Source organism: Streptomyces sp. NPDC002868 (genome assembly GCF_055563295.1).
Window position 1 is genome coordinate 302,392 of the sequence record NZ_JBVHDR010000007.1, and the last position, 24,398, is coordinate 326,789.

The window sequence follows — 24,398 nt, forward strand, 5'->3', positions numbered from 1 at the left end:
CCAGGCGTCGCGCTCACGCGTCGTAGAGGTCGGCGTTGCGTGGCGCCGGGTCCTGTACGAAGCTGCTGACGACCATGGAGCGGTTCCCGAAGCGCTCGGTGTCCACGCCGTTCTCCTCGAGCACCTTCATCGCAGCCGCGTGCGTCACGCGCAGCACGGGCGTGGCCGCGCGCATCGCGTCGTCCGCCATGAACCGGTGCCGCCAGGGCTTCTCCGCCCAGGCATGGCGCAGTCCGAAGGGCTCGGGCAGGACCAGCTTGCCGCCGAGGAAGTCCAGCAGCGGCGGGTACCAGGTGAAGGGCGCGCGCACCGCGAGGCGTACCACCTCGGGTGTCTCCACCAGCGGCAGCTGCCGGTCGACGGTCTCCCAGAAGCGGATCGTCTTGCTCACCGTCACGGTCTTGGGCGCGGGCTTGGTGGTGAACAGGGAGTGCACCGGGCCGAGGGCGTGCCCCGTCACCTCGACGCGCAGCGTCTCGTGGAGCACGGTGACGGTGATCATCATGGTGATCACCAACTGGCCGTCCCAGAGGGTGAACTGGACGCCCAGATAGTGGCGGTTGCCGCCGCCGAACTGCTGGTGGTTGCAGATCCGCTGTATCTCGTGGCCCTTGACCTGGAAGGCTTCCACGTCCTGGCCGTCCGGCCGGGACACCTCCCCGGCGTTCTCGCCGACCGGAGCCACGATCCAGTGCTTGACGGACGGGGTGGGGAAGCCGCCGGAGTTCAGCGGGCCGCGCTCCAGCATCTTCAGCTTGTCGTGGACCACCCGTATCACGTCCCAGCTGCGGAACTGGTTGATGTCCTTGCCCGGCTCCTTGGAGACCAGTTCCTCGGCCATCTGCCAGCTGCCCCAGCGGGTGCCCATCCCGAGTATGCCCTTGGGTCCCGCGTAGAAGACCGAGTTGGACTGCTGCTCGGCGGTGAGCTTCTCGAGTCCCTGGCGCAGCTGCTCGCGCGCGGTCTCATTGGGGTGCCCAGGCACCGCCTCGGGCACCTTGGCGCCGATGCCGCCGCCCGAGAGCAGGGAATCCCAGCTGGCGCGCATGTCCTTCGCCGTGGACTCGCAGATCCGCTTGGCCAGCAGCCAGCCGACGACCGGGGCGACGATCATGCCGCGGATGTAGTACGCCCAGATTCCGCCCAGCGGCAGCTTGATCAGGAAGATCACGGCAAGGCCGCCGATGCCGACGAGCAGCAGTGTGCCGAGCGCCCCGGCGCCCTTGTTCTGCGCGCCCGCGATTGTCCGGCGCAGCTGGAAGACGGCCAGCCAGAGCAGCAGCCCGGGCAGGAACAGCAGCCCGAACACCGCCGTCACGGCGGTGAGCCTGGTGTCCCGCTCCTTGCGGATACGGTTGGCGGCCAGGCAGTGCTCGACCACCGACTGCGGCTCGGTGCCGAAGGACTGGATCAGCGCCTTGCGCGCTCCACCGAGCATCCGCACCTGCACGGCCCGCGAGAAGGCCTCGCCCAGATTCGGCTCGAAGAGCGAGAACTTGCCCTTCTTCACCTCGGACTTGTGCCACTCGCTGTTGGCTTTGAGTATCTCGTCGAGGGGGCTGTCGCGGTACGCGGCGGAGGCGAGCGCATGCGTCGCAGCCGTCTGCCCGGCCGAGCCCAGGAGCGGGACCTGAGCTCCCGGAGTGAAGTCGAAAACGTTGTTCGCCACTACCGCCCCCATCGCCGCAAGCATCCGCACTGCGGCCTGTTCCCAACTACCGCGCCCCGCACACCTTCTGAGCTGGGCACCACAGCGTATCGGGGGCGAGCCGCCTGCGTCAGTGGGCGTTGAAATGCCGCCCGCCGTAGGGCGATCTGGCGGGCGGCATCCTCAACTACGACCCGTTCTCGGCCTGTTCGCGGAGCTTCTCTGCCAGTTGTGGCGGCATCGCCTCATGGCGTGCGTACGAGCGGCTGAACTGCCCGGTCCCGTGCGAGATCGACCGCAGATCGACCGCGTACCGCCCGATCTCGATCTCCGGCACCTCGGCCCGTACCAGCGTGCGCGCCCCTCCTGCCTGCTCGGTGCCGACCACCCGGCCGCGACGCCCCGACAGATCGCTCATCACCGGGCCCACATACTCGTCCGACACCAGCACCCGCACTTCGGCCACCGGCTCCAGCAGATGGATACGCGCGTCCGCGGCCGCCTCGCGCAGCGCCAGCGCGCCCGCCGTCTGGAAGGCCGCGTCGGAGGAGTCCACCGAGTGCGCCTTGCCGTCCAGCAGCGTGATCCGTACGTCGACGAGGGGGTACCCGGCCGCGACGCCGCGCGCCGCCTGGGCGCGTACGCCCTTCTCCACCGACGGGATGAACTGCCGCGGCACCGCACCGCCCACGACCTTGTCGACGAACTCGATGCCGGACCCCGCGGGCAGCGGATCCACCTCGATCTCGCAGATCGCGTACTGGCCGTGGCCGCCGGACTGCTTCACATGCCGGCCGCGGCCCGCCGACGCCTCGCCGAAGGTCTCCCGCAGCGAGACCTTGTACGGCACGACGTCGACCTGGACGCCGTACCGGCTGCGCAGCCGCTCCAGCGCTACGTCGGCGTGCGCCTCGCCCAGGCACCACAGCACCACCTGGTGCGTGGCCTGGTTCTGCTCGAGCCGCATCGTCGGATCCTCGGCGACCAGCCGCGAAAGCCCCTGGGAGAGCTTGTCCTCGTCCGCCTTGCTGTGCGCCTGGATCGCGAGCGGCAGCAGCGGATCAGGCATCGTCCAGGGCTCCATCAGCAGCGGGTCGTCCTTCGAGGAGAGCGTGTCCCCGGTCTCGGCGCGGGCCAGCTTGGCGACACAGGCGAGGTCTCCGGCGATGACCTGGCCCAGCGGCCGCTGCTGCTTGCCGAAGGGCGCGGAGAGCGCGCCGACCCGTTCGTCGACGTCATGGTCCTCGTGACCGCGGTCGGCGAGGCCGTGCCCCGACACATGCACGGTCTCGTCGGGTCGCAGGGTGCCGGAGAAGACCCGGACGAGAGAGATCCGGCCGACATACGGGTCGGACGCGGTCTTGACCACCTCGGCCACCAGCGGCCCGTCCGGGTCGCAGGTGATCTGCGGGCGCGCCGCGCCCTGCGGGGTGGTGACGACAGGTGCCGCCGGCTCCAGCGGGGTCGGGAAGCCGCGGGTGATCAGCTCGAGGAGTTCGACCGTGCCGAGCCCCTGCCTGGCGCCCTCGGGCGCGGGGGCAGCCGCCAGCACCGGATGGAAGATGCCGCGCGCGACGGCCTTCTCCAGGTCCTCGATCAGCGTGTTGAGGTCGATCTCCGCGCCGCTGAGATAGCGGTCCATGAGCGTCTCGTCCTCGCTCTCGGAGATGATCCCCTCGATCAGCCGGCTGCGGGCCTCCTCGATCTGCGCCGTCTGCTCAGGATCGGGCGGGATCTCCTTCCGCTCGCCGGAGGAGTAGTCGAAGATCTTCTGCGAGAGCAGTCCGACCAGACCGGTGACCGGCGCATGGCCGTCAGGATTCTGCGCCCCGTACTGCGGCAGATACAGCGGCAGTACGGCATCGGGGTCGTCACCGCCGAAAATGCCTCCGCAGACCCGGGTCAGCTCCTCGAAATCGGTGCGCGCGGTCTCCAGATGCGTGACGACGATCGCGCGCGGCATTCCGACCGCCGCGCACTCCTCCCACACCATGCGGGTCGTACTCGCGACCGCATCGGCCTCCTGCGCCGCCGACACAACGAAAAGGGCCGCGTCCGCGGCTCGCAGACCGGCCCTCAGCTCCCCGACGAAGTCGGCATATCCGGGAGTGTCCAGCAGATTGATTTTGTACCCGCCCCATTCGACGGGGACCAGCGACAGCTGTACGGAACGTTGCTGCCGGTGCTCGATCTCGTCGTAGTCGGAGACCGTACCGCCGTCCTCGACCCGGCCCGCCCGGTTGACCGCTCCCGCGGTCAGCGCGAGGGCCTCGATCAACGTCGTCTTTCCCGATCCGCTGTGGCCGACCAGCACCACGTTCCGTACGGATGAGGGCTGGTCGGCCGTAGCTGCCCTGCCGGCGGCTCCGGGATGTGCGTTCGCCTTGTCGCCCATGATCTTGCCTCCCGATCGATTGCCCGGTGAGGAGAGAGGCCGCGGGCGCGGGGAGCCATGAGGGAGGTCCCGGACAGCGTCCGGGGGCAGCTCCGGCGATGCCCGCGGTCGTCTTTCGAGCTTTCCACTCCCGTCACGGTGCGTCCATACGTCGTACGCGACGGCGGGAGGCGGGTGCGCGGCGCTGGAGCGCGTCGGTCCTGGCTACGATGGGCCAGCCGGTGGCCGATGGGGCCATGCGGCCCACCGACCCTCGGGAAGGCCATGCTGAACAAGTACGCGCGTGCATTCTTCACGCGTGTCCTCACACCGTTCGCCGCTTTTCTGCTCCGACGCGGGGTGAGTCCCGACGCGGTCACCCTCGTGGGCACGGCCGGAGTGATGGCGGGTGCGCTGGTCTTCTTCCCCCGGGGAGAGTTCTTCTGGGGCACGATCGTCATCACGTTGTTCGTCTTCTCGGACCTCGTCGACGGCAATATGGCGCGGCAGGCGGGGATTTCGAGCCGCTGGGGCGCATTTTTGGACTCGACCCTCGACCGGGTCGCGGATGGCGCGATCTTCGCCGGTTTCGCCCTCTGGTACGCGGGCACCGGAAACGACAACGTGTTGTGTGCCGTCGCCATTTTCTGTCTGGCGAGCGGCCAGGTCGTGTCGTACACCAAGGCACGTGGCGAATCGATCGGCCTGCCGGTCGCGGTGAACGGTCTCATCGAGCGGGCGGAGCGACTGGTGATCTCCCTGGTCGCCGCCGGACTCGCGGGACTGCATGACTTCGGGGTGCCCGGGATCGACGTACTGCTGCCGATCGCGCTGTGGATCGTCGCCGTCGGCAGCCTGGTGACACTTGGACAGAGGGTCGTGACGGTACGACGGGAGTCCGCGGAGGCCGATGCCGCCGCGGGGCAGGGGAACGAGGCTGAGGCGACGTGATGCGGGACCGGCTGACCGACGGGCTGTACGGACTCGGCTGGAGCACGGTCAAGAAGCTGCCGGAGCCGGTGGCCGCCGCGCTCGGCCGGTCCATCGCGGACATCGCGTGGAAGCGGCGCGGCAAGAGCGTGCTGCGGCTGGAGTCCAATCTCGCCCGGGTGGTGCCCGACGCGAGCCCGGAGCGTCTCGCCGAGCTGTCGAAGGCCGGCATGCGCTCGTACATGCGGTACTGGATGGAGTCCTTCCGGCTGCCCACATGGAGCGCCGAGCGCGTCGAGGAGAACGTGCAGATCAAGGGCGCCCACTATCTGAAGGACGGGCTCGCGGCGGGGCGCGGCGTGGTTCTCGCGCTGCCGCACCTGGCGAACTGGGACCTCGCGGGCGTCTGGGCCACCCGGATCCTGCGCATCCCTTTCACCACGGTCGCCGAACGCCTCAGGCCCGAAACGCTCTACGACCGGTTCGTGGCCTACCGCGAGAGCCTCGGCATGGAGGTGCTGCCGCACAGCGGCGGCGAGGCCTTCGGCACGCTGGCCCGGCGGCTGCGCTCCGGCGGCCTGGTCTGCCTGGTCGCCGACCGTGATCTGTCGGCCTCGGGCGTCGAGGTGAAGTACTTCGGGGAGACTGCCCGGATGCCGGCCGGACCGGCGCTGCTGGCCCAGCAGACCGGCGCGCTGCTGATGCCGGTGACGCTGTGGTACGACGAAGCTCCGCTCATGCGCGGGCGGATCCACGCACCGGTCGAGGTACCCGAGACAGGTACCCGGGCCGAGAAGGCGTCCTCCATGACACAGGCGCTGGCCGATGCCTTCGCCACGGGAATCACCGAGCACCCGGAGGACTGGCACATGCTGCAGCGGCTGTGGCTCGCCGACCTTGAGGAGCGGCCGCTGTGAAGATCGGCATCGTCTGCCCGTACTCCTGGGATGTACCGGGCGGCGTCCAATTCCACATCAGAGACCTTGCGGAGCATTTGATCCGGCTCGGCCACGAGGTGTCGGTCCTTGCGCCGGCGGACGACGAGACGCCGCTGCCGCCGTACGTCGTCTCGGCGGGCCGGGCCGTTCCGGTCCCGTACAATGGCTCGGTCGCCCGGCTCAACTTCGGCTTCCTGTCGGCCGCGCGGGTGCGGCGCTGGCTGCACGACGGCATGTTCGACGTGATCCACATCCATGAGCCGACCTCGCCGTCGCTGGGGCTGCTGGCCTGCTGGGCGGCGCAGGGGCCGATCGTCGCGACGTTCCACACGTCGAATCCGCGCTCCCGCGCGATGATCGCCGCGTATCCGATCCTGCAGCCCGCGCTGGAGAAGATCAGCGCCCGGATCGCGGTCAGCGAATACGCCCGCCGGACGCTCGTCGAGCACCTGGGCGGCGACGCGGTCGTCATCCCGAACGGCGTCGACGTCGGCTTCTTCGACAAGGCCGAGCCGAAGGCGGAGTGGCAGGGCAACACGATCGGCTTCATAGGGCGCATCGACGAGCCCCGCAAGGGTCTGCCTGTGCTGATGGCGGCCTTCCCGAAGATCGTCGAGGCCTGCCCGGACGTGCGGCTGCTGGTCGCGGGGCGCGGCGACGAGGAGGAGGCGGTCGCCTCGCTGCCGAAGGAGATGCGCTCGCGGGTCGAGTTCCTCGGCATGGTCAGCGACGAGGACAAGGCGCTGCTGCTGCGCAGCGTCGATGTGTACGTCGCACCCAACACCGGGGGTGAGAGCTTCGGCATCATCCTGGTCGAGGCGATGTCGGCGGGCGCGCCGGTGCTCGCCTCCGACCTGGACGCGTTCGCGCAGGTCCTGGACCAGGGCGCGGCGGGCGAGCTGTTCGCCAACGAGGACGCGGACGCGCTGGCGGTGGCGGCTGTACGGCTGCTGGGAGACCCGGAGAGGCGGGCGGAGCTGCGGGCGCGGGGGAGCGCGCATGTGCGGCGCTTCGACTGGTCGACGGTGGGGGCGGACATCCTGGCGGTGTACGAAACGGTGACGCACGGCGCGGCTGTGGTGGCGGCGGACGACCGGACGCAGGGGTTCAGGGCACGGTTCGGGCTCGCGCGGGACTGAGCCGGGCTTCGCTGGGTACGGAGTGCTCGCGGGTGCCCGGGGGGCGCGGGTTGCCCGGGGAGCCGCGGGGGAGCGCCCCTGGTGGTCCGCGTTGATCGCCGACTCGGGCGCGACGCCCCACGCAGGCCGCCGCCCCGTCCCCGGTAGCCTTGCCGCCCGTGACCGAAACCCTCATCTGGATCGTCGTCGCCCTCGTCGCGATCGGCCTGTATCTGAGCTGGACCGCAGGCCGGCTCGACCGGCTGCACTCCCGTATCGACGCCGCCCGCGCCGCGCTCGACGCCCAACTCCTGCGCCGCGCCTCGGTCACCCAGGAACTAGCCACCTCCGGCGTGCTCGATCCAGCCGCGTCGATCGTGCTGTACGAGGCCGCCCACGCCGCCCGCCAGGCCGAGGAGGAGCAGCGCGAGGTCGCCGAGAGCGAGCTCAGCGCGGCGCTGCGGGCCGTCTTCGGGGAGCCGGCGCAGGTCGAGGCCGTACGCGAGGTGCCGGGCGGCGAGGAGGCCGCGGGTGAGCTCGCGCAGGCGGTGCGCCGGGTCCCGATGGCGCGCCGGTTCCACAACGACTCGGTGCGCGCGGCCCGCGCCCTGCGCCGCCACCGCAAGGTCCGCTGGTTCCGGCTGGCGGGGCACGCGCCCTTCCCGCTGGCCTTCGAGATGGACGACGAACCGCCGACCGCCCTCGCCGACCGCCCGGGCACCTGACCTTCGGTTCCTGACGCTCGTACCTGACCTTCGGTTTCCTGACGCTCGGTATCTGGGGGTTCAAAACGATCCACCGGCTGTTCATTGGCCCTTGCAGTGGACTGGTCCCCGGCTGTTCGATCGGGGACGCATCACAACGTCGTCATCGAGTGAGGTCCATCCGTGTCCAGCACGCTCCCCACCACCCCGCAGGCCCCCGAGACCGGCACCGCGCGCGTCAAGCGCGGCATGGCCGAGCAGCTCAAGGGCGGTGTGATCATGGATGTGGTCAACGCCGAGCAGGCGAAGATCGCCGAGGACGCGGGCGCCGTGGCCGTCATGGCCCTGGAGCGGGTCCCCGCCGACATCCGCAAGGACGGCGGCGTGGCCCGGATGTCCGACCCGAACATGATCGAAGAGATCATCGACGCCGTCTCCATCCCGGTCATGGCCAAGTCCCGTATCGGCCACTTCGTCGAGGCCCAGGTCCTCCAGTCGCTGGGTGTCGACTACATCGACGAGTCCGAGGTGCTGACCCCGGCCGACGAGGTCAACCACAGCGACAAGTGGGCTTTCACGACTCCCTTCGTGTGCGGTGCCACCAACCTCGGTGAGGCGCTGCGCCGTATCGCCGAGGGCGCGGCCATGATCCGCTCCAAGGGCGAGGCCGGCACCGGCAACGTCGTCGAGGCCGTCCGTCACCTGCGCCAGATCAAGAACGAGATCGCCAAGCTGCGCGGCTTCGACAACAACGAGCTGTACGCCGCCGCCAAGGAGCTCCGCGCCCCGTACGAGATCGTCAAGGAGGTCTCCGAGCTCGGCAAGCTGCCGGTCGTGCTGTTCTCCGCCGGTGGTGTGGCCACCCCGGCCGACGCGGCGCTGATGCGCCAGCTCGGCGCCGAGGGTGTCTTCGTCGGCTCCGGCATCTTCAAGTCGGGCGACCCGGCCAAGCGCGCCGCGGCCATCGTGAAGGCCACCACCTTCTACGACGACCCCAAGATCATCGCGGACGCTTCCCGCAACCTCGGCGAGGCCATGGTCGGCATCAACTGCGACACCCTTCCCGAGGCCGAGCGCTACGCGAACCGGGGCTGGTAATGACCACTCCCGGCACCCCTGTCATCGGGGTTCTCGCCCTGCAGGGCGATGTACGGGAGCACCTGATCGCCCTGGCCGCGGCTGACGCCGTGGCCAGGCCGGTCCGGCGCCCCGAGGAGCTCGCCGAGGTCGACGGCCTCGTCATCCCCGGCGGCGAGTCCACCACCATGTCCAAGCTCGCGGTGCTGTTCGACATGATGGAGCCGCTGCGCGAGCGGATCGCGGCGGGCCTGCCCGTCTACGGAACCTGCGCCGGCCTGATCATGCTCGCCGACAAGATCCTCGACCCGCGCTCGGGCCAGGAGACGCTCGGTGGCATCGACATGATCGTCCGCCGCAATGCCTTCGGCCGGCAGAACGAGTCCTTCGAGGCGGCCGTCGAGGTCGCCGGCGTGACCGATGGACCGGTCGACGGCGTCTTCATCCGCGCCCCCTGGGTCGAGTCCGTGGGCGCCGAGGTCGAGGTGCTCGCCGAGCACGACGGCCACATCGTCGCCGTACGGCAGGGCAATGCCCTGGCGACCTCCTTCCACCCGGAACTCACCGGCGACCACCGGGTGCACGGCCTCTTCGTGGACATGGTGCGCGCGGCCGGGTGACGTGATCCCGGTAGGATCTCTGCCGAACGCAGCAGTAGTGGGTTACGCGAAGGAGACAGGCAGATGTCCGGCCACTCTAAATGGGCTACGACGAAGCACAAGAAGGCCGTGATCGATGCCAAGCGCGGCAAGCTCTTCGCGAAGCTGATCAAGAACGTCGAGGTCGCCGCCCGCACGGGCGGCGCCGACCCCGAGGGCAACCCGACGCTCGTCGACGCCATCCAGAAGGCGAAGAAGAGCTCCGTCCCCAACAAGAACATCGACTCCGCGGTCAAGCGCGGCGCCGGTCTTGAAGCGGGCGGTGTCGACTACCAGACGATCATGTACGAGGGTTACGGCCCGAACGGCGTCGCGGTGCTCATCGAGTGCCTCACCGACAACCGCAACCGTGCCGCCTCCGACGTACGTGTCGCGATGACCCGCAACGGCGGCTCGATGGCCGACCCGGGCTCCGTCTCTTACCTCTTCAACCGCAAGGGCGTCGTGATCGTCCCCAAGGGCGAGCTGACCGAGGACGACGTCCTTGGCGCGGTCCTTGACGCGGGTGCCGAAGAGGTCAACGACCTGGGTGAGTCGTACGAGGTCGTCAGCGAGGCCACCGACATGGTCGCGGTCCGCACCGCGCTCCAGGAGGCGGGCATTGACTACGACTCGGCCGAGGCCAACTTCCTTCCGACGATGCAGGTCGAGCTCGACGAAGAGGGCGCGCGCAAGATCTTCAAGCTGATCGACGCGCTTGAGGACAGCGACGACGTGCAGAACGTCTTCGCCAACTTCGACGTCTCGGACGAGGTCATGGAGAAGGTCGACGCCTGACCCTCGATGCGTGAACGGGCCGACGGGACACACCCCGTCGGCCCGCCGTCGTTGTCAGAGGCGCCGGTTAGCCTGAGGGCCGAAACCATCAATTGAGAAACCACGATGGCGAGCAGCCCCCTCCGCGAGAGCGGCGGCGGTTTAGCCGCAAAGGGGGGAGGGGGCACAATGCGGGTACTGGGCGTGGACCCAGGGCTGACGCGGTGCGGCGTCGGCGTGGTCGAGGGCGTCGCGGGCCGTCCCCTGACCATGCTCGGCGTAGGTGTCGTACGGACCCCGGCGGACGCCGAGTTGGGCCGCCGGCTGGTCGCCATCGAGCAGGGCATGGAGCAGTGGCTGGACGAGCACCGGCCCGAAGTCGTCGCGGTGGAGCGGGTGTTCAGCCAGCACAATGTGCGTACGGTCATGGGCACCGCCCAGGCCAGCGCGGTCGCCATGCTCTGCGCCTCCCGCCGGGGCATCCCCGTCGCCCTGCACACCCCGAGCGAGGTCAAGGCCGCCGTCACCGGCAGCGGCCGGGCCGACAAGGCACAGGTCGGGGCGATGGTCACCAGGCTGCTGCGGCTCGATGCCCCGCCCAGGCCGGCCGACGCGGCGGACGCCCTCGCCCTCGCCATCTGTCACATCTGGCGCGCCCCCGCGCAAAACCGCCTCCAGCAAGCCGTCGCCCTGCACGCATCGAAAGGCCGTACCGCATGATCGCCTTTGTGAGCGGCCCGGTCGCCGCCCTCGCCCCCACGACCGCTGTCATCGAGGTCGGCGGCGTCGGTATGGCCGTCCAGTGCACGCCGAACACCCTCTCCGAGCTCCGTATCGGCAAGGAGGCCAAGCTCGCCACCTCCCTGGTCGTACGGGAGGACTCGCTCACGCTCTACGGCTTCGCGGACGACGACGAGCGCCAGGCCTTCGAGCTGCTGCAGACCGCGAGCGGCGTCGGGCCCCGGCTGGCCCAGGCCATGCTCGCCGTACACACCCCGGACGCCCTGCGCGTCGCCGTCGCGACCGGCGACGAGAAGGCGCTGACCGCCGTCCCAGGCATCGGCAAGAAGGGCGCGCAGAAGCTGCTGCTCGAGCTGAAGGACCGGCTCGGCGAGCCGGTCGGCGCGCACATCGGCAGGCAGGGCATGGGCACAGCGGCCGCAGCCCCGATGACCTGGCGCGATCAGCTGCACGCCGCGCTGATCGGCCTCGGCTATGCCACCCGTGAGGCCGACGAGGCGGTCGCCGCGGTCGCGCCACAGGCCGAGGCCGCCGAGAGCACACCGCATGTGGGCCAGCTCCTCAAGGCCGCCCTCCAGACTCTGAACCGCACCCGCTGACCTGCGACCCCTCTGACCGCTCTGACCGCTCTGACCGCCTGACCGCCTGACCGCCTGACCGCTCTGACCGCCGAACTCGCGAGGCAATCGACTGTGAACTGGGACGACACCGCACCGCCGACCGACGACATCGCCGCCGAGCGGCTCGTCGGCGGGTCAGCCGACGGCGAGGACCAGGCGGTCGAGGCGGCGCTGCGGCCGAAGTCGCTCGACGAGTTCGTCGGCCAGGAGCGGGTCCGCGAGCAGCTGGACCTTGTCCTGAAAGCGGCCCTCGCGCGCGGCGCCACCGCCGACCACGTCCTGCTCTCCGGCGCACCCGGCCTCGGCAAGACCACCCTCTCCATGATCATCGCGGCGGAGATGAACGCCCCGATCCGCATCACCTCGGGCCCCGCCATCCAGCACGCCGGCGACCTGGCCGCGATCCTCTCCTCCCTCCAGGAGGGCGAGGTGCTCTTTCTCGACGAGATCCACCGGATGTCCCGGCCCGCCGAGGAGATGCTCTACATGGCCATGGAGGACTTCCGGGTCGACGTGATCGTCGGCAAGGGCCCGGGGGCCACCGCCATCCCGCTCGAGCTCCCTCCGTTCACCCTGGTCGGCGCCACCACCAGGGCCGGGCTGCTGCCGCCCCCGCTGCGCGACCGCTTCGGCTTCACCGCGCACATGGAGTTCTACGACCCCGCCGAGCTGGAGCGCGTCATCCACCGCTCCGCCCAGCTCCTCGAAGTCGACATAGAGGCCGACGGCGCCGCCGAGATCGCCGGCCGCTCCCGGGGCACGCCCCGCATCGCCAACCGTCTGCTGCGCCGCGTCCGCGACTACGCCCAGGTCAAGCTGGACGGCCTGATCACGCGCGAGGTGGCCGCCGCAGCCCTGAAGGTGTACGAGGTCGACGCCCGCGGACTCGACCGCCTCGACCGTGCCGTGCTCCAGGCGCTGCTGGGGCTGTTCGGCGGTGGCCCGGTGGGTCTGTCCACCCTCGCGGTGGCCGTCGGGGAGGAGCGCGAGACGGTCGAGGAGGTGGCCGAGCCCTTCCTGGTACGGGAGGGACTGCTGGCCCGGACCCCCCGTGGCAGGGTCGCCACCCCTGCCGCCTGGGCCCACCTCGGACTCGTACCGCCGCAGCAGGCCCCCGGCGCAAGGGGACAACAGGGGCTGTTCGGGACGTGACGGCGAGGAGTGTCGCCGGGCCAGGAACCACGGTGGGATGCTGGGCGTTGTTCCAATGATGCGGACTCGCTTAGACTCCGCCGATGCCGCCCCTACAGGTCGGCGTACCCACCCCCGTAGATAAGGCCGCCTCGTCAGTGCGGTCGTGCGAAGGAAGTTCCGTCCCGTGAGTCTCGTGACCCTCCTCCCCTTCATTGTGCTCATCGGGGCCATGTTCCTGATGACCCGGTCGGCCAAGAAGAAGCAGCAGCAGGCCGCCCAGATGCGTGACCAGATGCAGCCGGGCACCGGCGTCCGGACGATCGGAGGCATGTACGCCACCGTCAAGGAGCTTCACGACGACACCGTCCTCCTTGAGGTGGCTCCCGGCGTCCACGCCGTCTACGCCAAGAACTCCATCGGAGCGGTCCTCGACGACGCGGAGTACAACCGCATCGTGCACGGCGACGGCCACCTCAAGGTCGACGGCCCCGTCGTGCCGGACGACGCTTCCTCGCTGACCGAGACCGCCGACTCCTCGGACGACGCCAAGATCGACCTGGGCAAGAAGCCCGAGGCTCCCGCGGCCGACGTCGCCGAGCCTAAGGACAAAGCCGAGCCGAAGGACGACGTCGAGCCCAAGGACGACGTCGAGCCCAAGGACGACGTCGAGCCCAAGGACGGCAAGGCCGACGGCGAGACCGACGCGAAGTAGCCATGCGAGGGGACCGCAAGGGCGCCCACCGGCGCCCCGGCGGTCCCTCGGTCGTGTTGATTTCTGCGGGGGCAGGTCCCCACAACACTTCGTGGCCGCTTCGGCGCACACCCGGCGCGGGGCGGTTGGACAGGGAGAAACGAGAAGGTGGCAGCACCGAATAGGGGCCGACGGCCCGCGGGGGCTCAGAGCAGGCCGGGGCGCACCCTGGTACTGATTCTGATCGCCATGGTCGCGCTCACGGGCGGGATGTTCTGGGCGGGTCAGCTCAAGCCGCGTCTGGGCATCGACCTGGCGGGCGGTACGACCATCACGCTCAAGGCGAAGAACCAGCCCGGCCAAGTGAACGGCGTCAACGAGACCAACATGAACACCGCGGTCGGCATCATCGAGCGCCGCGTCAATGGTCTGGGCGTCTCCGAGGCCGAGGTCCAGACTCAGGGCGATGACAACATCATCGTCAACATCCCCAAGGGGACGAATTCCCAGCAGGCCCGCGAGCAGGTCGGCACCACCGCCCAGCTCTTCTTCCGGCCCGTGCTGACCGTCGCCCCCGGCGGCCCCACCTCTCCGCAGCCCTCCCCGAGCCCCTCGGCATCGGACAAGGCCAAGGACAAGGCCAAGGACGGCAAGCAGACGGCCGACCCGCCGTCCGGCACCCCTTCGCCGACTGCGACCGCGCAGGGCCGCGCGGTGACCGACGCCCTGAAGGCACCGACACCCACGCCGACCGCCTCCGGGTCGGGCAAGCCGAAGTCCTCCGAGACCCCGAAGCCGCCCCCCTCCGGCGACACGGCGGCCGCCGACAAGCTGCAGAAGGCGTTCCTGGCCCTCGACTGCACGAACAAGAAGGCCCGCGTCGAGGTCGGTGAGAACGTCAAGCCCAGCCAGCCGACCCTCGGCTGCGGCCAGAACTCGGACGGCCAGTGGGAGAAGTACCTCCTCGGTCCGGCCGAGGTCGACGGCAAGGACGTCGACGACGCCAAGGGCCAGCTGGACCAGCAGCGTGGCATGTGGATCGTCACGATGGACTTCACCAGCAGCGGTGCCAAGAAGTTCCAGAAGATCACCAGCAGGCTCTCGCAGCAGCAGGCGCCGATGAACCAGTTCGCCATCGTCCTCGACGGCGAAGTGGTCTCAGCGCCCTCGGTGCGCACAGCGCTGAGCGCCAACGCCGAGATCTCCGGAAACTTCACCCAGGAGTCCGCGCAGGACCTGGGCAACATCCTGTCGTACGGCGCGCTCCCGCTCTCCTTCGAGGAGCAGAGCGTCACCACCGTCACGGCCGCGCTCGGCGGCGAGCAGCTCAAGGCGGGTCTGATCGCCGGTGCGATCGGCCTCGCGCTGGTCATCATCTACCTGGTGGCGTACTACCGCGGCCTGGCCCTGATCGCGATCCTCAGCCTCATGGTCTCCGCGATCCTGACGTACACGATCATGGCGCTGCTCGGCCCGGCCATCGGCTTCGCGCTGAACCTGCCGGCGGTCTGCGGTGCGATCGTCGCGATCGGCATCACAGCGGACTCGTTCATCGTGTACTTCGAACGCATCCGGGACGAGATCCGCGAGGGCCGTACGCTGCGGCCCGCCGTCGAGCGTGCCTGGCCGCGCGCCCGGCGCACCATCCTGGTCTCCGACTTCGTGTCGTTCCTGGCCGCCGCGGTGCTGTTCATCGTCACCGTCGGCAAGGTCCAGGGCTTCGCGTTCACGCTGGGTCTGACCACCCTGCTCGATGTCGTCGTGGTGTTCCTCTTCACCAAGCCGGTGATGACGCTCCTCGCCCGCAAGAGGTTCTTTGCGAACGGCCACCCGTGGTCCGGACTGGACCCGAAGCGGCTCGGTGCCAAGCCCCCGCTGCGCCGCTCCCGCCGCGCCTCCGCCCCCACCGACCCGAAGGAGGCGTGAGATGTCGCGACTCGGCAATCTCGGCGCCCGGCTCTACCGCGGTGAGGTCGGCTACGACTTCATCGGCAAGCGGAAGATCTGGTACGGCCTCTCGATCCTGATCACCATCACCGCCATCCTCGGCCTGGCGGTGCAAGGCCTGAACATGGGCATCGAGTTCAAGGGCGGTGCCGTCTTCAACACCCCGAAGACGAGTGCCTCGGTCTCCCAGGCACAGAACGCCGCGGAGGAGGCCTCCGGGCACCCTGCGATCGTCCAGAAGCTCGGCAACGGCGGACTGCGCATCCAGGTCAGCGAGCTCGACACCCAGCAGGCCGACAAGGTCAAGACCGAGCTCTCCGAGAGCCTCAAGGTCGACTCGGAGAAGATCAACGCCGAGCTCGTCGGACCCAGCTGGGGCGAGCAGATCGCCAACAAGGCATGGACCGGCCTCGGGATCTTCATGTTCCTCGTCGTGATCTATCTCGCGATCGCGTTCGAGTGGCGCATGGCGGTCGCGGCCCTGATCGCCCTGATCCACGACATCACGATCACCGTCGGTGTGTACGCGCTGGTCGGTTTCGAGGTCACGCCGGGCACCGTGATCGGTCTGCTCACGATCCTCGGTTACTCGCTCTACGACACGGTTGTCGTCTTCGACTCCCTCAAGGAGGGCTCGAAGGACATCACCAAGCAGACCCGCTGGACCTACAGCGACGTCGCCAACCGCAGCATCAACAGCACCCTGGTGCGTTCCATCAACACCACGGTCGTCGCGCTGCTGCCGGTGGCGGGCCTGCTGTTCATCGGTGGCGGTGTCCTCGGCGCCGGCATGCTGAACGACATCTCGCTGTCGCTGTTCGTCGGCCTGGCGGCCGGTGCGTACTCCTCGATCTTCATCGCCACTCCGCTCGTCGCCGACCTCAAGGAGCGCGAGCCGCAGATGAAGGCCCTGAGGAAGCGGGTGCTCGCCAAGCGCGCGGCGGCCGCCGCGAAGGGCGAGTCGGCGGACGACTCCGGTCAGCCGCAGGACGTGGTGCCGGACGACGCCGCGACGGCCGGCGCCGTCGTGGCCCCGCGTGGCCGCGGCCGCGGCCGCCCCTCGGGCAGGCGCCGATGACGGTCGGCACGCAGGAGCTGCTGCTCAGCCGTATCCGGGACGTCGCCGACTATCCGAAGCCGGGGGTGATGTTCAAGGACATCACGCCCCTGCTCGCGGACCCGGAGGCCTTCGGGGCCCTCACCGACGTGCTCGCCGGGCTGTGCGCGCGCCATGAGGCCACGAAGATCGTCGGTCTGGAGGCGCGCGGCTTCATCCTGGGCGCTCCGGTCGCCGTCCGCGCCGGGCTCGGCTTCATTCCCGTACGCAAGGCGGGCAAGCTCCCCGGAGCGACGCTCTCGCAGGCGTACGAGCTGGAGTACGGCCAAGCCGAGATCGAGGTGCACGCCGAGGACCTGCGGGCGGGCGACCGCATCATGGTCATCGACGATGTGCTTGCCACCGGAGGCACCGCCGAGGCGTCGCTGGAGCTGATCCGGCGCGCCGGAGCCGATGTCGCGGGCGTCGCGGTCCTGATGGAGCTCGGCTTCCTCGGCGGCCGGGCGCGCCTGGAGCCGGCGCTGCGCGGGGCCCCGCTGGAGGCTCTGATCACGCTCTGACGCCACGCGTCGTTGTACCGATGGGCGCCCCCGGGGAATCTTCCCGGGGGCGCCCATCGTTCTCTCCGGCTGCGATCACGCGGCGCCCCGTCCGCTGCGATCGGACGGTCGCGCGCAGTGACGAGAGGGCGTCAGAAGAGGCTCGTGTGTCTCACCTGTCATGTCCGGACCCACGGCCTCATGAGCACCGGGACGCCGAGGTCGATACCATGGCTTCTCCGGACCTGACCGGGGGACCCGGAACCGCACGAGGAGCGCTCTTGCCAGACGAGGCCCACCGCGCCGCCGCGCAGCCCGACCAGATGGCCGAAAAGGCCGCGGCAGCCCCTGTCACGCCCGAGAAGAGGCCGGCCGAGAAGCCGAAGCCGGCGGCGCCCGAGCGTAGCGAGACGGGGGTCCCCCCGGCCGAGGTCCCCCAGCTACCGCTGGGAGGTGCCCCCAGGGGGAGTGCGAACGGTGCGGCCCCGGAGCGTGCGAACGGTGCGGCCCCCGTCTCCGCTCCCACTCCCGCCCCTACTCCTGCTCCCACGCCCGCCCCCCGGCCCACGCCCGCGGCCGTGCCCAGGACCGGCGGCTCGTCGAACCGTGTGCGCGCCCGCCTCGCCCGCCTCGGCGTCCAGCGCTCCTCGCCGTACAACCCCGTCCTGGAGCCGCTGCTGCGGATAGTGCGCAGCAACGACCCCAAGATCGAGACCTCCACGCTCCGCCAGATCGAGCGCGCCTACCAGGTCGCCGAACGCTGGCACCGCGGCCAGAAGCGCAAGAGCGGTGACCCGTACATCACGCACCCGCTCGCCGTCACCACCATCCTCGCCGAGCTAGGCATGGACCCGGCGACCCTGATGGCCGGGCTGCTGCACGACACCGTCGAGGACACCGAGTACGGCCTGGACACCCTGCGCCGCGACTTCGGCGACCAGGTCGCCCTCCTCGTCGACGGCGTCACCAAGCTGGACAAGGTCAAGTTCGGCGAGGCCGCGCAGGCCGAGACCGTACGCAAGATGGTCGTCGCCATGGCCAAGGACCCGCGCGTCCTGGTCATCAAGCTCGCCGACCGGCTGCACAACATGCGCACCATGCGCTATCTCAAGCGGGAGAAGCAGGAGAAGAAGGCCCGCGAGACCCTCGAGATCTACGCGCCGCTGGCCCACCGGCTGGGCATGAACACCATCAAGTGGGAGCTGGAGGACCTCGCCTTCGCGATCCTCTACCCCAAGATGTACGACGAGATCGTGCGGCTCGTCGCCGAGCGCGCGCCCAAGCGCGACGAGTATCTGGCCATAGTGACCGACGAGGTCCAGTCCGATCTGCGCGCCGCCCGTATCAAGGCCACCGTCACCGGACGGCCCAAGCACTACTACAGCGTCTACCAGAAGATGATCGTCCGCGGCCGCGACTTCGCGGAGATCTACGACCTGGTGGGCATCCGCGTCCTCGTCGACACCGTCCGCGACTGCTACGCGGCGCTCGGCACCGTCCATGCGCGATGGAATCCGGTCCCCGGCCGGTTCAAGGACTACATCGCGATGCCCAAGTTCAACATGTACCAGTCGCTGCACACCACGGTGATCGGTCCCAACGGCAAGCCCGTCGAGCTGCAGATCCGCACCTTCGACATGCACCGCCGCGCCGAGTACGGCATCGCAGCGCACTGGAAGTACAAGCAGGAGCCCTCTGCCGGCGCCTCCAAGGTGCGTACGGACGTGCCGAAGCGGGCCGGCAAGGACGATGCCGTCAATGACATGGCGTGGCTGCGCCAGTTGCTGGACTGGCAGAAGGAGACCGAGGACCCCAGCGAGTTCCTGGAGTCCCTGCGCTTCGACCTCTCCCGCAACGAGGTCTTCGTCTTCACGCCGAAGGGCGACGTCATAGCGCTTCCGGCAGGCGCGACGCCCGTCGACTTCGCGTACGCCGTCCATACGGAAGTCGGCCACCGGACCATAGGGGCGCGGGTCAACGGGCGGCTCGTACCGCTCGAATCGACCCTCGACAACGGCGACCTGGTGGAGGTTTTCACCTCCAAGGCCGAGGGCGCGGGCCCCTCGCGCGACTGGCTGGGCTTCGTCAAGTCGCCCCGGGCACGCAACAAGATCCGCGCCTGGTTCTCCAAGGAGCGCCGCGACGAGGCGATCGAGCAGGGCAAGGACGCCATCGCGCGGGCGATGCGCAAACAGAACCTGCCGATCCAGCGCATCCTCACCGGCGACTCGCTCGTCACGCTCGCGCACGAAATGCGCTACCCCGACATCTCGTCCCTGTACGCGGCGATCGGCGAGGGCCATGTGGCCGCGCAGGGCGTCGTCCAGAAGCTGGTGCAGGCCCTCGGCGGCGAGGAGGCGGCCAACGAGGACATCGCCGAGAGCGCACCGCCCGCGCGCGGCCGCAAGCGGCGTGCCAACGCCGACCCCGGCGTGGTCGTCAAGGGCGTCGAGGACGTCTGGGTCAAGCTCGCCCGCTGTTGTACGCCCGTCCCCGGCGACCCCATCATCGGCTTTGTCACGCGCGGCAGTGGCGTATCGGTTCACCGCGCGGACTGCGTGAACGTCGACTCGCTCTCGCAGCAGCCGGAACGCATCCTCGACGTCGAGTGGGCGCCGACCCAGTCCTCGGTCTTCCTGGTCGCCATCCAGGTCGAGGCGCTCGACCGGTCCAGGCTCCTCTCGGACGTCACGCGCGTGCTGTCCGACCAGCACGTCAACATCCTCTCGGCGGCCGTCCAGACCTCCCGCGACCGGGTGGCCACCTCGCGCTTCACCTTCGAGATGGGCGACCCGAAGCACCTCGGGCACGTACTGAAGGCGGTACGGGGCGTGGAGGGCGTCTACGACGTGTACCGGGTGACCTCGGCGCGCCGCCCGTAGCCGACGTACGACGCGCCGCCCGCAGCGGACGTACGAAAGGGCCCCCTGTACGCGACGTACAGGGGGCCCTTTCACGTGGCTGTCAGCCGCCGAACTCCTCAAGGCCCTTCAGCGCCTGATCGAGCAGCGCCTGCCGGCCCTCGAGCTCCTTGGCGAGCTTGTCCGCCTTGGTGTTGTTGCCCGCCGCGCGCGCCGCGTCGATCTGCCCGCGCAGCTTGTCCACGGCCGCCTGCAGCTGGCCCGTCAGACCTTCGGCACGCGCACGCGCCTCCGGGTTCGTCCGGCGCCACTCGTTCTCCTCGGACTCCTGCAGCGCCCGCTCCACCGCATGCATCCGGCCCTCGACCTTGGGACGCGCGTCCCGCGGCACATGGCCGATGGCCTCCCAGCGCTCGTTGATCGAACGGAAGGCGGCACGCGCCGCCTTCAGATCCGTCACCGGCACCAGCTTCTCGGCCTCGGCGGCGAGCTCCTCCTTGAGCTTGAGGTTCTCGCCCTGCTCGGCGTCGCGCTCCGCGAAGACGCCGCTGCGCGCGGCGAAGAAGACGTCCTGCGCACCGCGGAAACGGTTCCACAGATCGTCCTCGGACTCGCGCTGGGCACGGCCCGCGGCCTTCCACTCCGCCATCAGCTCGCGGTAGCGGGCGGCCGTCGTGCCCCAGTCGGTGGAGCCGGAGAGCGACTCGGCCTCGGCAACCAGCTTCTCCTTGGCCTTACGGGCCTCCTCGCGCTGCGCGTCCAGCGAGGCGAAGTGCGCCTTGCGGCGCTTGGAGAACGCCGAGCGGGCGTGCGAGAAGCGGTGCCACAGCTCGTCGTCGGACTTCCGGTCGAGCCGGGGAAGGCCCTTCCAGGTGTCCACCAGCGCCCGCAGCCGCTCACCGGCCGCGCGCCACTGCTCGCTCTGGGCCAGGCCCTCGGCCTCGGTGACCAGGGCCTCCTTGGCGTGCCGCGCCTCGTCGTTCTGCTTCGCCTTCTGGACCTTGCGCTCCTCGCGGCGCTTCTCGACCGTCGCGACAAGCGCGTCGAGGCGCTTGCCCAGCGCGTCGAGGTCACCCACGGCGTGATGCTCGTCCACCTGCTGGCGCAGATGGTCGATGGCGGTCTGGGCGTCCTTGGCCGAGAGATCGGTGGTCTTCACCCGCCGCTCGAGGAGGCCGATCTCGACCACCAAGCCCTCGTACTTGCGCTCGAAATAGGCCAGAGCCTCCTCGGGAGAACCGGCCTGCCACGATCCGACGACCTTCTCGCCATCGGCAGTACGCACGTACACGGTGCCCGTCTCATCGACACGGCCCCACGGGTCGCTGCTCACAGCGCCTCCTCCACCTGATGCCTGCGAGGGGGTTCGCCCCCCGGGCATCGTCCACAGTTTCCTGGACGGGCCTCGCCCGCCTTCCACAGCGCGAATCGAGGCCCGCGCTGCACAACGCCAATCTAGGCGACCGGCTGCCCGGCTGTCCGCACTCAGCACGGCCGAATTCCCCCGCTCACACCTTCGGTACGGCCGCCTTCTCAATGGTGACGGCCTTCTTCGGAGCCCCGTCCTGCGCCCCGCCCGAGACGCCGCCCTTAGCCACGCCCTCGACGACCTTCAGGCCCGCCGCGTCCATGGTTCCGAACGGCGTGTAGCTGGGCGGCAGCTTGGTGGCCTTGTAGACGAGGAAGAACTGGCTGCCGCCGGAGTGCGGCTGACCGGTATTGGCCATCGCCACGGTCCCGGCCGGATACGTCACGGTGCCGTCGGCGCCCGCCTTGCCCAGCGCGGTCAGATTCTCGTCGGGGATCGTGTAGCCGGGCCCGCCGGTGCCGTCGCCCTTCGGGTCGCCGCACTGCAGCACGAAGATGCCCTGCGTGGTCAGCCGGTGGCACTTCGTGCCGTTGAAGAAGCCCTTGTCCGCCAGAGACTTGAAGGAGTTCACGGTGCGCGGGGTCTTCGCCGCGTCCATCGTGATCTTGATGTCGCCGTGGTTCGTCGTCAGCGCCATCGAGTACTTCGCCTTCTTGTCGATCGACATGGCGGGCTCGGGCGCGGTGCTCTCGCTCTGGGACGGCGTGGCGCTGGGGGACTGGCTGTCGCCCGCCGCCGAGCCGTCGGCCTTGTCCCCGTCGGACAGCCCGACCGAGGCATAGGCCGCGGCGCCCGCGGCGAGCACCACGGCGAGCGCGGCCGCGATGATCGTGTTCCGCTGCTTCCTCTTACGTGACTGCTGCCGACGCTGCTGCTGGCGCTCGAACTTCTCCCTGGCGAGCTGCCGCCGCCGCTGATCGCTGCTGACCACCGGGTCTTCTCCTTGTACGTCGTACGGCCGAGTGTGCCCCGTACCGTATACGGGTTGGCTGTGGGACGAGCAGCGCCGGTAGGCTCTGATCTGCTGCAATTCGATGCAGCAATTCCCTCTCGACGACCACACAGAGGACGATCGTGCTTATTGCCGGGTTCCCCGCCGGGGCCTGGGGGACCAACTGTTACCTGGTCGCCCCTGCCGCAGGCGAGGAGTGCGTGATTATCGACCCGGGCCACCAGGCCACCGAAGGCGTCGAGGAAGCGCTCAAGAAGCATCGGCTCAAGCCCGTCGCCGTCGTCCTCACCCATGGCCACATCGACCACGTCGCCTCCGTCGTTCCGGTGTGCGGAGCCCATGACGTACCGGCGTGGATCCACCCCGCCGACCGGTACATGATGAGCGACCCGGAGAAGTCGCTGGGCCGGTCGATCGGGATGCCGCTGATGGGCGAGCTGACCGTGGGGGAGCCGGACGACGTCAAGGAACTGACCGACGGCGTTGAGCTGCGCCTCGCCGGTCTCGACTTCTCGGTCGCCCATGCGCCCGGCCATACGAAGGGGTCGGTGACCTTCCGGATGCCCGAGTCCGCGGACGTGCCGTCCGTGTTCTTCTCGGGCGACCTGCTGTTCGCCGGCTCCATCGGACGCACGGACCTGCCCGGCGGCGACATGGCCGAGATGCTCGAGTCGCTGGCGCGTGTGTGCCTGCCGCTCGACGACTCGACCGTGGTGCTGTCCGGCCACGGCCCCCAGACGACCATCGGCCGCGAGCGCGCCGCCAATCCGTATCTACGCGATGTGGCCGCCGGCCTCGGGAGCGTCGAAGCTCCCCGACGAGGAATGTGACGAGAGTTTCCCGTGAGCACCTTTCAGGCCCCCAAGGGCACGTACGACCTGATCCCGCCGGCGTCCGCGAAGTACCTGGCGGTGCGCGATGCGATCTCCGCGCCGCTGAAGAACTCCGGCTACGGCTACATCGAGACGCCCGGCTTCGAGAACGTCGAGCTGTTCTCGCGCGGCGTCGGCGAGTCCACCGACATCGTCTCCAAGGAGATGTACGCCTTTGAGACCAAGGGCGGCGACAAGCTCGCGCTGCGCCCCGAAGGCACCGCGTCCGTGCTCCGCGCGGCGCTGGAGGCCAACCTCCACAAGGCCGGCAATCTGCCGGTCAAGCTCTGGTACTCGGGCTCGTACTACCGCTACGAGCGTCCGCAGAAGGGCCGCTACAGGCACTTCTCGCAGGTCGGCGCCGAGGCGATCGGCGCGGAGGACCCCGCCCTCGACGCCGAGCTGATCATCCTGGCCGACCAGGCGTACCGCTCGCTCGGGCTGCGCCAGTTCCGCATCCTGCTGAACTCCCTGGGCGACAAGGAGTGCCGCCCTGTCTACCGGGACGCGCTGCAGGGCTTTCTGCGCGGGCTCGAGCTGGACGACGACACCCGGCGCCGGACCGAGATCAACCCGCTGCGGGTCCTCGACGACAAGCGCCCGGAGGTCCAGAAGCAGCTGGCGGGCGCGCCGATGCTGCGCGACTACCTGTGCGACGCGTGCAAGGCGTACCACGAGGAAGTTCGTGAGCTGCTGACCGCGGCGGGCGTCGCGTACGAGGACGACGAGAAGCTGGTGCGCGGCCTCGACTACTACACCCGTACCACCTTCGAGTTCGTCCACGACGGTCTCGGCTCGCAGTCGGCGGTGGGCGGCGGCGGCCGCTACGACGGCCTCTCCGAGATGATCGGCGGCCCGGCGCTGCCGTCGGTCGGCTGGGCGCTCGGCGTGGACCGCACGGTCCTGGCGCTGGAGGCGGAGGGCATCGAGCTCGAACTCCCCGCCACGACAAGCGTGTTCGCGGTGCCGCTGGGCGAGGAGGCGAGGCGTGTGCTGTTCGGCGTGGTCACCGAGCTGCGCCGGGCGGGGGTCGCCGCCGACTTCAGCTACGGCGGGAAGGGCCTCAAGGGCGCGATGAAGAGCGCGAACCGCTCGGGGGCGCGGTACGCGATCGTCGCCGGTGAGCGCGACCTCGCCGAAGGCGTCGTCCAGCTCAAGGACATGGAGTCCGGCGAGCAGTCGCCGGTGGCGCTGGCGGACGCGGTGACCGCGATCCGCGACCGCCTGGCCTGACGTCCATTCCGGGGGCGCTGCCCCCGGACCCCCGCTCCTCAATCGCCGGAGGGGCTGCACATGCAGCCCGTCGGGGGTCCCCCCCCGGACGAAGTCTGGGGGAGATTGAGGACAACGCCCGAAGGGCGTGCGGGGGTCTGGGGGCTTGCCCCCAGTTCGGGAAGGGGCCGGGTGGGGA

21 protein-coding genes are annotated in these 24,398 nt (G+C 69.8%); 17 read left to right on the forward strand and 4 right to left on the reverse strand.

What is annotated here, in order from left to right:
* Positions 1–13 precede the first annotated feature (13 nt).
* Positions 14–1,669, reverse strand: a complete 1,656-nt coding sequence (locus ACZ3H8_RS22810) for a hypothetical protein (protein WP_467404558.1) — start codon at positions 1,667–1,669, stop codon at positions 14–16.
* A gap of 166 nt (positions 1,670–1,835) precedes the next feature.
* Positions 1,836–4,043, reverse strand: coding sequence for an elongation factor G-like protein EF-G2 (locus ACZ3H8_RS22815; protein WP_467404559.1), 2,208 nt, complete (start codon positions 4,041–4,043; stop codon positions 1,836–1,838).
* Between the two features lie 264 nt (positions 4,044–4,307).
* Here ACZ3H8_RS22815 and pgsA point away from each other — a divergent pair, with 264 nt between their 5' ends.
* From pgsA to ACZ3H8_RS22890, 15 genes are all read left to right on the forward strand, one after another.
* A complete protein-coding gene (pgsA, locus tag ACZ3H8_RS22820; protein ID WP_467404560.1) occupies positions 4,308–4,973 on the forward strand; it encodes a phosphatidylinositol phosphate synthase in 666 nt (221 codons plus the stop codon).
* Positions 4,973–5,869, forward strand: coding sequence for a phosphatidylinositol mannoside acyltransferase (locus ACZ3H8_RS22825; protein ID WP_467404563.1), 897 nt, complete (start codon positions 4,973–4,975; stop codon positions 5,867–5,869). Before pgsA ends, ACZ3H8_RS22825 begins: the two co-directional genes overlap by 1 nt.
* The gene (locus ACZ3H8_RS22830; RefSeq protein WP_467404564.1) at positions 5,866–7,029 is read left to right on the forward strand and encodes a glycosyltransferase family 4 protein; all 1,164 of its coding nucleotides are present in this window, start codon (positions 5,866–5,868) and stop codon (positions 7,027–7,029) included. The genes ACZ3H8_RS22825 and ACZ3H8_RS22830 overlap by 4 nt, the downstream gene beginning before the upstream one ends.
* A 158-nt stretch (positions 7,030–7,187) precedes the next feature.
* Entirely contained in the window at positions 7,188–7,733 is a 546-nt protein-coding gene (locus tag ACZ3H8_RS22835) for a hypothetical protein (RefSeq protein WP_467404566.1), read from the forward strand.
* A gap of 162 nt (positions 7,734–7,895) precedes the next feature.
* The gene (gene pdxS, locus ACZ3H8_RS22840) at positions 7,896–8,810 is read left to right on the forward strand and encodes a pyridoxal 5'-phosphate synthase lyase subunit PdxS (RefSeq protein ID WP_467404569.1); all 915 of its coding nucleotides are present in this window, start codon (positions 7,896–7,898) and stop codon (positions 8,808–8,810) included.
* On the forward strand, positions 8,810–9,409 hold the full coding sequence (gene pdxT / locus ACZ3H8_RS22845) for a pyridoxal 5'-phosphate synthase glutaminase subunit PdxT (RefSeq protein WP_467404570.1): 600 nt from the start codon (positions 8,810–8,812) through the stop codon (positions 9,407–9,409). The genes pdxS and pdxT overlap by 1 nt, the downstream gene beginning before the upstream one ends.
* A gap of 63 nt (positions 9,410–9,472) precedes the next feature.
* On the forward strand, positions 9,473–10,225 hold the full coding sequence (locus ACZ3H8_RS22850; RefSeq protein WP_389188300.1) for a YebC/PmpR family DNA-binding transcriptional regulator: 753 nt from the start codon (positions 9,473–9,475) through the stop codon (positions 10,223–10,225).
* A gap of 168 nt (positions 10,226–10,393) precedes the next feature.
* Positions 10,394–10,924 carry a crossover junction endodeoxyribonuclease RuvC gene (ruvC, locus tag ACZ3H8_RS22855; protein ID WP_467404573.1) on the forward strand — a complete coding sequence of 177 codons (531 nt, stop codon included), beginning with the start codon at positions 10,394–10,396 and terminating at the stop codon, positions 10,922–10,924.
* Positions 10,921–11,544 carry a Holliday junction branch migration protein RuvA gene (gene ruvA / locus ACZ3H8_RS22860; RefSeq protein WP_467404576.1) on the forward strand — a complete coding sequence of 208 codons (624 nt, stop codon included), beginning with the start codon at positions 10,921–10,923 and terminating at the stop codon, positions 11,542–11,544. Before ruvC ends, ruvA begins: the two co-directional genes overlap by 4 nt.
* A gap of 93 nt (positions 11,545–11,637) precedes the next feature.
* The gene (gene ruvB, locus ACZ3H8_RS22865) at positions 11,638–12,717 is read left to right on the forward strand and encodes a Holliday junction branch migration DNA helicase RuvB (RefSeq protein ID WP_467404579.1); all 1,080 of its coding nucleotides are present in this window, start codon (positions 11,638–11,640) and stop codon (positions 12,715–12,717) included.
* Positions 12,718–12,883: 166 nt separating this feature from the next.
* The gene (yajC, locus tag ACZ3H8_RS22870; protein WP_467404581.1) at positions 12,884–13,411 is read left to right on the forward strand and encodes a preprotein translocase subunit YajC; all 528 of its coding nucleotides are present in this window, start codon (positions 12,884–12,886) and stop codon (positions 13,409–13,411) included.
* 147 nt (positions 13,412–13,558) lie between these two features.
* Positions 13,559–15,316 carry a protein translocase subunit SecD gene (secD, locus tag ACZ3H8_RS22875; protein ID WP_467404582.1) on the forward strand — a complete coding sequence of 586 codons (1,758 nt, stop codon included), beginning with the start codon at positions 13,559–13,561 and terminating at the stop codon, positions 15,314–15,316.
* A gap of 1 nt (position 15,317) precedes the next feature.
* Positions 15,318–16,415 carry a protein translocase subunit SecF gene (gene secF / locus ACZ3H8_RS22880; RefSeq protein ID WP_467404585.1) on the forward strand — a complete coding sequence of 366 codons (1,098 nt, stop codon included), beginning with the start codon at positions 15,318–15,320 and terminating at the stop codon, positions 16,413–16,415.
* Positions 16,412–16,954: an adenine phosphoribosyltransferase gene (locus tag ACZ3H8_RS22885; protein WP_398991454.1), complete on the forward strand. Its 543-nt coding sequence runs from the start codon at positions 16,412–16,414 to the stop codon at positions 16,952–16,954. The genes secF and ACZ3H8_RS22885 overlap by 4 nt, the downstream gene beginning before the upstream one ends.
* 260 nt (positions 16,955–17,214) lie before the next feature.
* A complete protein-coding gene (locus ACZ3H8_RS22890) occupies positions 17,215–19,815 on the forward strand; it encodes a RelA/SpoT family protein (protein ID WP_467404588.1) in 2,601 nt (866 codons plus the stop codon).
* A gap of 82 nt (positions 19,816–19,897) precedes the next feature.
* On the opposite strand, the gene ACZ3H8_RS22895 is transcribed toward ACZ3H8_RS22890, so the two are convergent.
* Together ACZ3H8_RS22895 and ACZ3H8_RS22900 are read right to left on the reverse strand one after the other, a co-directional pair.
* A complete protein-coding gene (locus tag ACZ3H8_RS22895) occupies positions 19,898–21,127 on the reverse strand; it encodes a DUF349 domain-containing protein (RefSeq protein ID WP_467404590.1) in 1,230 nt (409 codons plus the stop codon).
* Positions 21,128–21,302: 175 nt separating this feature from the next.
* Positions 21,303–22,094, reverse strand: a complete 792-nt coding sequence (locus tag ACZ3H8_RS22900; RefSeq protein ID WP_467404592.1) for a peptidylprolyl isomerase — start codon at positions 22,092–22,094, stop codon at positions 21,303–21,305.
* Between the two features lie 143 nt (positions 22,095–22,237).
* Here ACZ3H8_RS22900 and ACZ3H8_RS22905 point away from each other — a divergent pair, with 143 nt between their 5' ends.
* Positions 22,238–22,945, forward strand: coding sequence for an MBL fold metallo-hydrolase (locus tag ACZ3H8_RS22905; protein ID WP_467404594.1), 708 nt, complete (start codon positions 22,238–22,240; stop codon positions 22,943–22,945).
* Positions 22,946–22,957: 12 nt separating this feature from the next.
* Positions 22,958–24,220, forward strand: a complete 1,263-nt coding sequence (gene hisS, locus ACZ3H8_RS22910; RefSeq protein ID WP_467404597.1) for a histidine--tRNA ligase — start codon at positions 22,958–22,960, stop codon at positions 24,218–24,220.
* Positions 24,221–24,398: the final 178 nt, after the last annotated feature.

Excerpts from the sequence above, each read along its gene's own strand:
- ACZ3H8_RS22815 (WP_467404559.1), bottom strand. The coding sequence starts at position 4,043 with ATGGGCGACAAGGCGAACGCACATCCCGGAGCCGCCGGCAGGGCAGCT.
- pgsA (WP_467404560.1), top strand. The coding sequence starts at position 4,308 with ATGCTGAACAAGTACGCGCGTGCATTCTTCACGCGTGTCCTCACACCG.
- ACZ3H8_RS22825 (WP_467404563.1), top strand. The coding sequence starts at position 4,973 with ATGCGGGACCGGCTGACCGACGGGCTGTACGGACTCGGCTGGAGCACG.
- pdxT (WP_467404570.1), top strand. The coding sequence starts at position 8,810 with ATGACCACTCCCGGCACCCCTGTCATCGGGGTTCTCGCCCTGCAGGGC.
- ACZ3H8_RS22850 (WP_389188300.1), top strand. The coding sequence starts at position 9,473 with ATGTCCGGCCACTCTAAATGGGCTACGACGAAGCACAAGAAGGCCGTG.
- ruvC (WP_467404573.1), top strand. The coding sequence starts at position 10,394 with ATGCGGGTACTGGGCGTGGACCCAGGGCTGACGCGGTGCGGCGTCGGC.
- ruvA (WP_467404576.1), top strand. The coding sequence starts at position 10,921 with ATGATCGCCTTTGTGAGCGGCCCGGTCGCCGCCCTCGCCCCCACGACC.
- secF (WP_467404585.1), top strand. The coding sequence starts at position 15,318 with ATGTCGCGACTCGGCAATCTCGGCGCCCGGCTCTACCGCGGTGAGGTC.
- ACZ3H8_RS22885 (WP_398991454.1), top strand. The coding sequence starts at position 16,412 with ATGACGGTCGGCACGCAGGAGCTGCTGCTCAGCCGTATCCGGGACGTC.